At 41.4% G+C, this 13162-nt stretch carries 10 protein-coding genes and 3 tRNA genes; 6 read left to right on the forward strand and 7 right to left on the reverse strand.

The annotated features are described in order from the left end of the window. Window positions 1–22 precede the first annotated feature (22 nt). From R7O12_RS02595 to R7O12_RS02605, 3 genes are all read left to right on the forward strand, one after another. Window positions 23–96 (forward strand) — tRNA-Cys (locus R7O12_RS02595). Window positions 97–403: 307 nt separating this feature from the next. Beyond that, complete coding sequence (gene amyS, locus R7O12_RS02600; RefSeq protein WP_318125601.1) at window positions 404–1927, forward strand: alpha-amylase; 1524 nt, start codon at window positions 404–406, stop codon at window positions 1925–1927. Between the two features lie 130 nt (window positions 1928–2057). Further along, on the forward strand, window positions 2058–2312 hold the full coding sequence (locus R7O12_RS02605) for a hypothetical protein (protein ID WP_005375990.1): 255 nt from the start codon (window positions 2058–2060) through the stop codon (window positions 2310–2312). Window positions 2313–2386: 74 nt separating this feature from the next. On the opposite strand, the gene R7O12_RS02610 is transcribed toward R7O12_RS02605, so the two are convergent. Beyond that, entirely contained in the window at window positions 2387–3175 is a 789-nt protein-coding gene (locus tag R7O12_RS02610; RefSeq protein ID WP_005375991.1) for a lipase family protein, read from the reverse strand. Between the two features lie 69 nt (window positions 3176–3244). Next, on the reverse strand, window positions 3245–4255 hold the full coding sequence (locus tag R7O12_RS02615) for a CHAD domain-containing protein (RefSeq protein WP_318125602.1): 1011 nt from the start codon (window positions 4253–4255) through the stop codon (window positions 3245–3247). Between the two features lie 220 nt (window positions 4256–4475). Here R7O12_RS02615 and R7O12_RS02620 point away from each other — a divergent pair. Together R7O12_RS02620 and R7O12_RS02625 are read left to right on the forward strand one after the other, a co-directional pair. Then, window positions 4476–4562 (forward strand) — tRNA-Leu (locus R7O12_RS02620). Window positions 4563–4598: 36 nt separating this feature from the next. Further along, a tRNA-Cys gene (locus R7O12_RS02625) sits at window positions 4599–4672 on the forward strand. A 5-nt stretch (window positions 4673–4677) separates the two neighbouring features. On the opposite strand, the gene R7O12_RS02630 is transcribed toward R7O12_RS02625, so the two are convergent. The 5 genes from R7O12_RS02630 to rnk form a co-directional block, all read right to left on the reverse strand. After that, window positions 4678–5670 (reverse strand): LLM class flavin-dependent oxidoreductase, encoded by a 993-nt coding sequence (locus R7O12_RS02630; protein ID WP_005376038.1) that lies wholly within the window; start codon window positions 5668–5670, stop codon window positions 4678–4680. A 235-nt stretch (window positions 5671–5905) separates the two neighbouring features. Beyond that, window positions 5906–7111, reverse strand: coding sequence for a diguanylate cyclase domain-containing protein (locus R7O12_RS02635; protein ID WP_267923253.1), 1206 nt, complete (start codon window positions 7109–7111; stop codon window positions 5906–5908). Between the two features lie 133 nt (window positions 7112–7244). Then, window positions 7245–8231, reverse strand: a complete 987-nt coding sequence (locus tag R7O12_RS02640) for an ABC transporter substrate-binding protein (protein ID WP_005376042.1) — start codon at window positions 8229–8231, stop codon at window positions 7245–7247. A gap of 227 nt (window positions 8232–8458) precedes the next feature. Then, window positions 8459–9418, reverse strand: coding sequence for a GGDEF domain-containing protein (locus R7O12_RS02645; protein ID WP_318125611.1), 960 nt, complete (start codon window positions 9416–9418; stop codon window positions 8459–8461). 238 nt (window positions 9419–9656) lie between these two features. Beyond that, entirely contained in the window at window positions 9657–10064 is a 408-nt protein-coding gene (gene rnk, locus R7O12_RS02650) for a nucleoside diphosphate kinase regulator (protein ID WP_005390213.1), read from the reverse strand. Between the two features lie 526 nt (window positions 10065–10590). Between rnk and nirB the strand changes: the two genes are divergently transcribed. Continuing rightward, the gene (gene nirB / locus R7O12_RS02655) at window positions 10591–13155 is read left to right on the forward strand and encodes a nitrite reductase large subunit NirB (protein WP_176311574.1); all 2565 of its coding nucleotides are present in this window, start codon (window positions 10591–10593) and stop codon (window positions 13153–13155) included. The last annotated feature ends 7 nt before the right edge of the window (window positions 13156–13162 follow it).

Consider the following 13162-nt stretch of genomic DNA (forward strand, 5'->3'; position numbering starts at 1 on the left):
GACAGAGATACAAAATCAGAAAGGCGCCTTGGCAGAGTGGCTATGCAGCGGATTGCAAATCCGTGGACCTCGGTTCGACTCCGGGAGGCGCCTCCACTATTTCGAAAGCCAGTCTTAAATGACTGGCTTTTTTCGTTTTTAGTCCGCCTTTTCGTAACCCTTCGCGCTTTCCTAAAGTCTCCCATGTTTTGATCACCATTCAATATTTTTAACGCGCTAATCATTGATTTTATAAATGTTAGACAACTCAATAATTGTATAGTGTGATTGGTGATAGTTTCTCTTCGATTGTAATCCGAACTTTTTGTATTACAGGCAGCAACCTAGCTAGCGTCATAGTTAGTATCGCTTGGTGCGTATATGCAGAAAGGAGGATTCTAGTCCTTAACGTGAGAGAAAAATAATGAAAACATTCAACCTTAAACCTACACTTTTACCCTTAACTTTGCTGCTCAGTTCGCCTGTAATGGCGGCACAAAATGGCACCATGATGCAGTATTTCCATTGGTATGTGCCAAATGACGGTGCACTCTGGACACAAGTTGAAAACAACGCTTCGGCACTATCTGACAACGGCTTTACTGCGTTATGGTTACCGCCCGCCTATAAAGGTGCTGGTGGTAGCAAGGACGTCGGTTATGGCGTTTATGATATGTACGATTTGGGAGAGTTTGATCAAAAAGGTTCGGTGCGCACCAAGTATGGCACCAAAGATCAGTACCTAAGCGCCATCAATGCTGCCCATAAAAACAATATCCAGATTTATGGCGATGTGGTGTTCAACCATCGCGGTGGTGCGGATGGAAAGTCTTGGGTTGATACCAAGCGAGTAGATTGGAACAACCGAAATATTGAACTTGGTGATAAATGGATTGAAGCGTGGGTAGAGTTTGATTTCCCTGGGCGCAACGACAAGTACTCGAACTTTCATTGGACGTGGTACCACTTTGATGGCGTGGATTGGGACGATGCTGGCGAAGAAAAAGCTATCTTCAAATTCAAAGGTGAGGGTAAGGCATGGGATTGGGAAGTTAGCTCGGAAAAAGGCAACTACGATTACCTTATGTACGCTGATCTAGATATGGATCACCCTGAAGTGAAGCAAGAGCTGAAAGACTGGGGCGAGTGGTATATCAACATGACGGGTGTGGATGGGTTTAGAATGGACGCGGTGAAGCACATCAAATATCAATACCTGCAAGAATGGATTGATCACCTACGTCGGAAAACAGGGAAAGAACTATTCACGGTCGGAGAGTACTGGAACTACGATGTTAATCAGTTGCATAACTTTATCACCAAAACTTCTGGCAGCATGTCTCTATTCGACGCACCGTTACATATGAACTTCTACAATGCGTCTAAATCGGGTGGTAGCTACGATATGCGTCAAATCATGGATGGTACGCTGATGAAGGACAATTCAGTCAAAGCGGTAACCTTAGTAGAAAACCATGACACTCAACCTTTGCAGGCTTTGGAGTCGACGGTTGATTGGTGGTTTAAGCCGCTCGCTTACGCGTTTATCTTATTGCGTGAAGAAGGCTATCCATCCGTGTTTTATGCAGATTACTACGGCGCGCAGTACAGTGATAAAGGGCATGACATCAATATGGTCAAAGTGCCTTACATTGAAGAGCTAGTAACACTGCGTAAAGATTATGCGTATGGCAAACAACATTCTTATCTCGACCACTGGGACGTAATTGGTTGGACTCGAGAAGGTGATGCAAAGCATCCACATTCAATGGCCGTGATCATGAGTGATGGACCTGGCGGCTCGAAGTGGATGTATACGGGTAAACCAAGTGCTCGCTACGTAGACAAGTTGGGTCTCCGAACTGAAGAAGTTTGGACTGATGCGAATGGTTGGGCTGAGTTCCCAGTAAACGGCGGATCTGTCTCGGTTTGGGTTGGCGTTGAATAATCCATTCCTGTGATTTTGATACAGAGTAGGCAATTCTTGATAAAACTCTTCAATGAATCAATGTGTTATTTGATATTCATTCGACAAATGAGTAACTTATAGTTGAGCATAATCTAGAGGAAGATAAAGAATGGAATCTATTGCTGATGTATTGGTTGTGGCTATTGTGTTCGGTGCCATATTTGGGGGCGGGATAATAAAGTTAATCTTGAACCATCGTAAAGAAGTAAGAGCGTTGGAGATATCTGAACGTAATACGATGAGCCGAGAAGAACAAGATAACCTTAACAAGCAAATTGGTGACTTGAAGCGACGTGTTGAAGTGTTAGAGCGAATTGTCACAGATAACAAATATCAACTTGAAAAAGAAATCGCCTCTCTGTAGATCACCACTTAATCGTAAAGCCGGCGAAGTCCGGCTTTTTGGTGTCTGTACGTCATACCTTTCGGATGTTTAACTCAGCGTTCATCAAAAAAGTCTTTGTCGCGAATGTATTTACTCATAAAGTGATAAGAGAACGGTCGCATTAACCAACTAAATAAGGAGCGCCCAAGCCGTATGAGCGTTGGGGTGTTCTCGTATATTCTCCCGTTATATAACCATAGCATTTTGCCTACATGCCAATACAAAAAAGGTACGGGCGGCATAAAGGTCACGATGTCGATGTCGCAACAAATCCTGTATGTTTTGTGCCCCAAACGGTAGCGTTTCTTAAACGTCCAATCTCCGACAGCGGGCTGTCCGAAAGTGACCACGCGTTTAATGCTTTTGGGGTATTTTTTCTCAATATAGTCAGCAAAAACACTGCCAATCGCGCCACCTGAAGAGTGGCCAGTAATAGTGATTCTTTTTCCCCTGAGAATAAGTGGTACAACGATACCTTCGAGGCGTTCGATCACGGTCAACCCTAACCGATCTTCATTCCGGCTCGGTAAACTTTCTTGGAACAACAGATGATAGAAACCCGCGTGAATGCGATAGTTTAGTCCCAACCTTCGACAGCTTCTCGTCCACATCGCGAAGTTCAACAACCAATCACTGATACTGTGTGAGCCTTTAATCACTACGACCACTTCACTCTGTTTTTTACTCCAGAGCACGCGAATCATAATCTTACCGTGTTCATTTCTAATGACTCGTTGCCCATTAGGATCGAATCCATATTGAGTTTGTCTGAAGACGCGAGGGTAGGCGAGATTACAAAGCACCGCATAGCGCTCGTATTGGTATCGTTTTAATGGTTTCACGTTATCTTTCTTAGTGGAGCCCAACGATTGACTGTAATTAATGAATATTAAGAATACGTGAACCTTGATTTAGGGTCGGTAGAGATTTTGTGTATTGGAATCGCGAACGAAAGACTCTAACTGGCTTAAATGCGTCAAGATGGTTTGGCGAGAGAGTTCATGATGTTCGCTAAGCACGTTAATTAGCTTTTTCAAAGCCTTACGATCTTGTTTATTGAGATTTGCTGTTTCTTTGAGTTGTGCGAAAAATTCAATTTGACTTGAAGTGTCGTTAAAGTCACCGAGCTTGTCTTGCAATAGTTTTAGTTGTTTCACGTTGTTTTTGTGCTGTTGGGAAGGATAGAGCGTGGAAAATCCTTCTAACAAATAACGAAGCGCTTTGCACTTTATCCGCATCGAATGAATCACGCTGTCACGACTTTTGTCCGAGATTTTGCGTCGTGCTTTATCAACTTTTTTAAATTGAACGGAGATTTTTTGGCTTGCGAAAAGTAACGCAGGTACGTTGCTATCCACTGGTTCGTGTTGCGTACTTCGCAACATACTATTCCTGATCAAAGTGCAGTGCGTTGTGTATTCTTGTGTATCTAGCCAACGCGTAACTTTTGCTTGTTCGTAAGCACGTTCAGATTCTATAAAGCAAAAAAGTTGCTCAAGAGACGATTTGTGATTTGGGAGCATTTCAATGTATTGGTTTTTGTCCAAGATAAATACGTCCAAATCACGCAGCTTATTTGTTTTCTTCATCATTATTCTTAAATGAGGTTTCAAAATACGCTGTTCAAAAGGAGGGATCAGTTCGCGAAGTAGTGAGCATAGTGAGCGTATGCGCCTCAGTGTGACGCGATATTGGTGTGTATATTCAGGATCCAAGTCGTCGATGACTCCCTGCTCCAGAGAGCGTGCATAATCAAATTCAGTAAGGAAGAAGTGGGGCACTACGAAGTCGAGTTCGGAGTCGGCATGTAAGGGTAAGTGAAATGATGGTTTTCGAAACATGATGAGCGCTATTTTGTTCTCTGAAATACACGTTAAGTTTATACCCATACTGTTAACTTGCGCGATTTGTTGGCTCTTCATTGATATAAAATGAGAAGGTTAAAAGGCACGAAAGCAAAGTGTATTGATGATCAAATAAGCAAAATGATCGCCCTTTGTTCGTTAGAGTCGTCTTTTTAACCATTTGAATAAAAAAGACTAATTTTTTGTTGACCAGATAAATTAATCCGTTAAAGTACGCCTCGTTCTCACGGCAAAGGTCGCGAGATAGATGGTGTCTAACCCATCGCATGATTGCGTTGCCCTGGTGGTGGAATTGGTAGACACAAGGGATTTAAAATCCCTCGGCGTTCGCGCTGTGCCGGTTCAAGTCCGGCCCGGGGCACCATCAAAATCTTTGGTGACAGAGATACAAAATCAGAAAGGCGCCTTGGCAGAGTGGCTATGCAGCGGATTGCAAATCCGTGGACCTCGGTTCGACTCCGGGAGGCGCCTCCATTCTTTTACTTGTCCATGAGTTCCGATAGTAACCTGTAGGATCTCAACTTCTCAGATTGTTCAAACACCATCGTGTTTACCATAATTTCATCTGCCCCAGTGCGTTCCAAAAGTTTCTCAATTTTCTGTCTTACATATGTTTGATCACCATGGATAGATTCACGTAATTGAGTTTCAACGTGAAGCTTTTCCTGTGCTGACCATAGTGGTGCCATACTTTTCACTGGTGCGCGAAGTTTTTCGCGATTGCCGCGAATCATTTTTAAGAATTTTTGCTTCTCTGTTGTCGCGAGAAAATCTGCATGTGACTGAGTATCCGCTACGATAACGTTGGCACAAATCATCACATAGGGTTGAGCTAAATGCTCGGATGGGACAAACTCATCTCGATAAAAGTTTAGAGCACGAGACATTGCATCTGGAGCAAAGTGTGCAGCAAATGCGAAAGGTAAGCCTCTCTTAGCTGCTAAACGTGCGCTGTATGTACTCGACCCCAGAAGCCAAATCGGCAGAGATGTGTTGTTACCTGGATAAGCCGCGACTGGTTGATTTCGAGATACGGGACCAAGAAAGAAATTAAGTTCCTCCAACAGCTCTTCAAAGTCAGGATCCATATGCTCTGGTTCCCGCCTTAATGCATGCATTGTTTGGTAGTCGGTGCCTGGTGCGCGTCCTAATCCGAGGTCAATACGACCAGGGTATAATGCCTCTAACGTTCCGAATTGCTCTGCAATAACTAGTGGTGCATGGTTAGGTAACATGATTCCACCTGATCCTAAACGGATCGAGTTCGTGTGCGCTCCAATATGACTGAGTAATACACTGGTTGCGGCACTGGCGATGTCGGGCATGTTATGGTGTTCAGCCATCCAAAACCGATGATAGCCCCAGGACTCGATTGATTGAGCTAATTCAACGGAGCGTTCGAACGTTTCGGTGAAGTTTGTTCCGTCGGACACGGGTGCCAAATCCAGAACAGATAAACGAGGAAAAGACATAGGATAGTTATAGCCTGTTAATGAATCTTAACTATCATATGGTGGTGAAAGTTGACGTTTAAAAGGGGAGGATTAACCATTCACAATGGATTATTTTTCTTCAATGCCTGGAGAGCGTTTAGCTTACGAGTTTAGCTTTTGCTATGTGATAAAAGCGGCTTTATTACTGTAAGTGGCCACAGTGGTCGATGTCGTTGAATATTCGCATGTAGAACGTTTCCACAGCTACTTTAGATTAAAACATAGGCCTCTTTAACAGCGAACTGCTGTTGTCGACAATAGTGAACGAGCTAGCTTTAGAACGTTTTGACTGATACATAGACTTGTCTGCCGCTGTTAATAATTCATGTACATTCGACCCATGCTCAGGATAGAGTGCAATACCAATGCTAGCTCCGACGCATAACTCTTTACCTTTAAAATGAATTACTTTTTCTATTTCTTGGATATAGCGTAGTGCACATGCAGACAGAGACGTACCTGTTGTGTGTGAACGATGAATAATAATAAATTCATCTCCACCAAAGCGGCCTACCATGTCTGATTCGTCGATAATACTTGATAATCTACTAGCTACAGATTTTAACACTGCATCACCTGCCTCATGGCCATGGCTATCGTTAATATCCTTAAATAAATTTAAATCTATAAAAAACAAACTAAAACTATTCTCACTGCCTCTGAAATTACGCGTAAGCTGGATCAAATGTTTTTCTATTGCTCGACGATTGTAGATATTAGTTAAGGAGTCGTGCTCAGACAAAAATACCAAACTTTCTTTTTGACGATTTAGAACTGAAGTTTGATTCTCTACTTCTTCTTTAAGTTTTGATTTTGATATTGTTGTGTGGTTTAACAATGCCGCCATTTTATTGAAGTAACAAGACAGATTTTCAAATTCCGTGAATTGATTTTCTGAAGGGATTTTATAGTCAAAATTTGACCTGCTTAATTGTTTTATTCCATTTATAAACCTTTGAAAGCTTCTCTTGAACTTTATTTTTATATAAAAGCATAATAGCATAACAACCAGAGAGATAAAAATAATACCTGCTTGAGTGTAATAATTTAAATTTTGTAGTTTTGTAGACTTATTATTAAGTATTTTTTTATAAATATATATTATTTCATTATTCATATCCTGGGATACAATGTTTATTCTGGATTGTATGACAGGATTTGATTTATTATAATTTAAGACTGAATCATAATGGCGATCTTTGTCTAGTAAATGATTATTTTCGTATTGAACTAAAAAATACAGTTCGAGATTCATTTTTTTTAGGTCTTTAGTAAGGTATAAAACATCTTCATTTTGAGATAATAATTCGTTTAATTTGTTATGAGAAATCATGAATTGTGTGAAATTGTTTTTCCCCCTATTTTGAGTGTAAGCCCAAAGATAACTACTTAATGACTCTAATGATATTTGTATGTCCATTATTTGGTTTAATTGTTTCTTGGCTTTATAATCTTCTATTTTTATGAAGCTTATGTATACTATAACGCTGATACATAGTATTACGCTTAGACTGAATAGTGATGCTAAATAGTAGTTTAACGAACGATGCATTTTAATCTAGACCATCAAAATATGAATTGATATAGTTTTCTTTAAATATTTTTCTGTAATTTGGAATCTGTCCTTCTACATAGTTTTGTTTTAATGCCCAATTAGCTTCTGATTGTAATGTAAATAATAAAGAATTCGTTAAATTTAATCGAAAGTTATAATCATCCCAACTCCAAGATATTTCTTCAACTGTTGTGTTAAGTTTTTGTGATAGTATTTTCATTGTTAAATGAGGGTTTTTATCCATCCAGTTAATTGAGTGATGAAGTGACTTTATTATTTTCATTACTTCTTGATCTGATTTTTCAATGTGTATTTCTTTTGATACAAGCAAAAAGTAAAGTTTATACACGCCAATAATTCCTATGTTCTTTACTTCTTCATTTATTCTATTCTTGGCCATAAATCCGTATGGCTCCCAAGTAGATATTGCATCGACGTTTCCTTGCATTAAATGATTTATAATAACCTGCGTTGTTGATGATATTTTTTCTACTTTTTCTAAATCAATGTCATTTACCTGTAGCAACAAGTCTAAGTAATATTCGCTAGCGCTCTTTTTTATTACACCAACCTTTTTTCCTGGTAATTTATCTATACTTTCTATGCCAGACCGCTTTTTAGTTAGCAGCTTAATATCATTCGTAGAAGATGCAAAAGAAGTGATTAATGCTAAATCTTTGTATTCAAAGCTTTTAAACATCAGTACGCTTTCAGAAAAAGTGGCGTAATTAACATGGTTTTCTAGAAGTAGGTTTGAACATTCGACCCCTCCAAAGCACATGATAAGTTCGACGTTTAAATCGTTTTCTTCAAACGCACCTATGTGCTCTGCAATGATAAAAGGGGCTGACAGAGGCGTCTTAGATATACCGATTGTTGTAGGTTTGTGGATAGCATTTGATACCGTTGTTAATTTTAAATAAGCAACTACTAATGCAGAAAGAACTAAAATTATGATAACTGTAGAAATCTGTTTTGTATCCATCAAAAACAACTCCCTTCATAATAGTAGTAATTAATCTATCAGTTAAATGAGTGTAGTTGCTTATTGGGTTGATGCTAGGAGAGGAGAGGATTTATTTGTATCGTGCCAAATTTATGAGTACCTAGGGGTAATTTCGGTAACTGGCTTAGATATAAAGAATTTATCTTGAGTTAGTTCAAGTTGTAGCAAATGACTGATTTCATAACATGATGATTTATGGAGAGATATCAACTTTTTAAGTTGAAAAATTGTACTCCATTTTTGCCATTTTTCTTTATCTCATACATTGCGTGATCGGCTTTTTGATACACTTCATTAAACGGTTGCTTTCCTTTGTTAAAGAGACAAACACCGATACTCATTCCTATCGTTACTTTATGTAAGTCTTGATTTATCACTGGAATGATTGAATCTAAGAGTTGATTGCAAAGTTGGGATATTTCCTCTCGACTTGAATGCCAGTTTAAGATAACAAATTCATCGCCTCCTATGCGTCCAACTTGAGACTTGCTTGACGCAAGCTCTGTTAAGCTATTGGCGATATTGATGAGGAGGGTGTCGCCAGTATGATGGCCTAGCTGGTCGTTAACTGCTTTAAAATTATCTATATCAACAAACACTAAAGCAGACTGCTGAGACGGTTCGGTTTGAGGTTGATGATTAAAGTTTTCCTCAATTGCTTTTCTATTTAACAATCCAGTCAATGGATCACTCGAAGCCAACTTGGCCAGTTGCTGCTCATAACGCTTTTCTTTTGTAATATCGATATGAGTACCCATCATCCGTAGTGGTTCGCCATCAGAACCATACTCGACGATGCGCCCTCGATCGTAGACCCAGCTATCACTGCCGTCTTTATGAATCATGCGATGTACTACCTCATAAAGGTCGGTCTTGCCTGCTAGGTGATCTTCAAATGCACCCACTGCAAGATCGTAATCTTCAGGGTGGAGATTGCTTTTCCATGTTTCAACCGTGGCGGTTAACTCATGGGGCTGATAACCTAGCATTTTGCCCCATTGCATATTGAATATCGTCAAAGTACCTGAAGGAATATGCTGCTCCCACAAACACAGTCCATTACTGTCGAGTGCAGCATTCAACTTTTCTTGTAGTCGCGCATTCTTCCGCTTCAGCTCTTCATTTTCTTTTTCTAAGCAGGCAATTCGAGTTAGATATTCTTCCATTTTGCGCATAATTTACGTCGTTTTCGGAGCGACAATATACGAAAAATACTTTGCAATTTCTATGATTGAGCTTGGAGATATAAATATTGAATATGCGGTAAATAATAAAGAATCGGTGATGTTACTTAAGAGCAGCAAAGTAAATGCTTGGAAAACAAAGAAGGAAATAGGGGGTAAGCGAGGGGCTCTCCTGGTGCAAAGTCTTAAATGGAGGCCTTTGCACCGGGACTACTGAGGATTAGCGGTTTAGTGCACCACAACGCTCAGGTTGGTATGTGATATCGACAATTTCAATTGTCTTCACTTGATTATTTGGCATTGGCCAGTCAAGTTTTTGGCCGACAGACAAACCGATCAGTGCGCTGCCTACGGGTGCAAAAATAGAGATATCATCACTGCTTTTCAGTTCAGAAGGGTAAACCAGTGTCTTTGTCATGGTTCTATCTTCACCTGAAAATTTAAACTCTACAGTCGAGTTCATCGTGACCACGTTATCTGGCATTTGTTCTGGCTCAAGAACTGTTGCTCGGTCGAGCTCTGCTTCTAATTCCACAAGCTCCGCTGCGATGTTTGGCATTTTATCCAACAAAGCCGTGATTCGGTTCATATCTAAGCTTGAGATGTAGATAGAATTGTTTTCTGACATTTTATGACTCCCAAATAAAAGGCCGCCTCACAAAAATGGGACGGCACTCTATATGTCAATTACGGTATCAATCATATGGACGCTATTCCATATGAACTAAACCTGATTTTAGTCTTTATAGTGCGACTTAGCTAGTAAAAAATTTTTGTTGTGAAGCTTGATTTTTCTAAATCTTTCAATCACTTCAGATATTGTTCTCTGATCACCTTGAAACGGTGAAGTCAAGTGAGTGCGTCGTTTAGAAGCAAAGCAGGATTTATCGTAGGTGTGCTCGGTTTCGATGGTCAGCCTTACTTCATAAAGCAAAACGGTATAGTCCGTTGCTAGCATGGCTTCGGTTATCTCAGTTTGTTAAAACTACCAATATCCGTTAATAAATTACTTTTTATTTCGCAATAGTCAGATAAATACGTTCATCTACCCCTTTAGGGTAGTTTGAAATTGTAATTGATTTACATCATGTATTAATTTTCTTTCACAATTAACAATGAGCTCAGTGATAAGAACCTAACCCTTAGGAATTATAATGAGCAAGTTGAAGCTAGTAGTCATCGGTAACGGTATGGTAGGGCACCGTTATATTGAAGACTTAGTCGAGAAAGCTGATATGTCTAATATAGACATTACGGTTTTCTGTGAAGAACCTCGTGTCGCATACGACCGTGTGCACCTTTCCTCTTACTTTTCTCACCATACTGCAGATGAACTTTCTTTAGTAAAAGAAGGCTTCTACGAGAAACACGGTATTAACATGCTGATCGGCGAACGCGCGATTAACATCAACCGTGAAAACCGCATTGTTTACTCAAGCACTGGCCGTGAAGTTCAATACGACAAGCTGATTCTTGCTACTGGCTCATTCCCATTTGTTCCACCTATCAAAGGTCACGAAAGCAAAGACTGTTTTGTTTACCGTACTATCGAAGATCTTAAAGCGATCGAAGCGTGTGCGAAGAAGAGCAAATCAGGCGTTGTTGTCGGTGGTGGTCTGCTAGGCCTTGAAGCAGCAGGCGCACTGAAAGCACTGGGTGTAGAAACGCACGTTGTTGAGTTCGCGCCAAAACTAATGGCTGAACAACTTGACCTTGCTGGTGGTAACCAACTTCGTCAAAAGATCGAGCGTATGGGCGTGAACGTTCACACCAGCAAAAATACGCTTGAGATTGCGCCAGAAGGCACAAATGCACGCAATGTTATGCGTTTTGCTGACGGTTCAGAGCTAGAAACAGACTTCATCGTATTCTCTGCAGGTATTCGTCCACAAGACAAACTAGCACGCCAAATGGAGCTGGAAGTGGCACCTCGTGGCGGTGTTGCTATCAACGACCATTGTCAGACTTCTGATGAGAACATCTACGCTATCGGTGAGTGTGCGTCTTGGAACGAAATGTTCTACGGCCTTGTTGCTCCTGGCTACAAGATGGCGACAGTTGCCGTTGATCACCTACTAGGTAACACAGAAAGCAAATTCGAAGGCGCTGATATGTCTGCGAAGCTGAAACTTCTAGGTGTAAAAGTAGGTTCAATTGGTGACGCGAACGGTCGTACTGAAGGCTGTAAGAGCTACGTTTATCAAAACGAAGAGCAAGAAGTTTACAAACGTCTTATCGTTTCTAAAGACAACAAGAAACTGCTTGGCGCGGTTATGGTTGGCGATACGTCTGACTACGGCGACCTGCTTCAACTTATGCTGAACGAAATCGACCTACCAGAACACCCAGATGCGTTGATCCTTCCTGCACACGCAGGCGCTGAGAAACCAACACTAGGTGCAGATGCTCTACCAGAAAGCGCAGTGATCTGTTCTTGTTTCGACGTAACCAAAGGCAAGATCGCACAAGCGGTTGCTGATGGTCACCACACATTGGGCGACATCAAAGCAGTGACTGGCGCAGGTACAGGCTGTGGTGGTTGTATTCCTCTAGTGACGTCTGTTCTAAATGCTGAGCTTGCTAAATCTGGTATCGAAGTGAAGAACGACGTGTGTGAGCACTTTGCATACTCACGCCAAGAGCTGTTCCACCTAATCCGTATTGAAGAGATCAAAACGTTTGATGAGCTTCTAGAGAAATACGGTAAAGGTTACGGCTGTGAAGTTTGTAAACCACTGGCTGGTTCTATCTTGGCTTCTTGCTGGGGTGAGCACATTCTTAAGCCACAACTGGTTAAGCTGCACGACACGAACGATAACTTCCTAGGTAACATCCAAAAAGACGGTACTTACTCTGTTATCCCACGTATGGCGGGTGGTGAAGTAACACCTCAAGCACTGGGTGCACTAGCGAACGTTGCTGCAGAGTACAACCTATACACCAAAGTCACCGGCGCTCAACGTATTGGTCTGTTTGGTGCTCAAAAAGACGATCTTCCAGAGATTTGGCGCAAGCTTATCGACGCTGGTTTCGAAACAGGTCAAGCGTACGCAAAAGCCCTTCGTATGGCGAAGACATGTGTGGGCTCAACTTGGTGTCGTTACGGCGTTCAAGATTCTGTTGGTCTGGGTTCTTACATCGAGAACCGTTACAAAGGCATTCGTACCCCTCATAAGATGAAGTTCGGTGTTTCTGGTTGTACTCGTGAGTGTGCGGAAGCACAAGGTAAAGACCTTGGCATTATCGCGACTGATGCAGGTTGGAACATGTACGTATGTGGTAACGGTGGTATGAAGCCTCGTCACGCAGACCTACTTGCAAGTGACCTAGATAAAGAAACACTAATCAAGTACATCGACCGCTTCATGATGTTCTACATCCGTACTGCTGCGCCACTACAACGCACATCAGTTTGGATGGAAAACATGGAAGGTGGCGTTGACTACCTACGCGAAGTGATTGTTAACGACAAGCTTGGTATCAACGCTCAACTAGAGGCAGACGTAGCGAAGCTTGTAGACGAGTACGAGTGTGAGTGGACTGCGACCATCAACGACGAATCACAACTGACTCGTTTCGCGCACTTCATCAACTCTGACAAGCGCGATGACAACGTTGTGTTTGTACAAGAGCGTGAACAGCACCGCCCAGCAACCTTCACGGAAAAACATCCTGAAGCGAAAGGCGACATCCTACACGTAGCGATCACTGAAGCATAAGGGAAGG

The sequence above is a fragment of the Vibrio sp. Vb1574 genome (genome assembly GCF_033338675.1).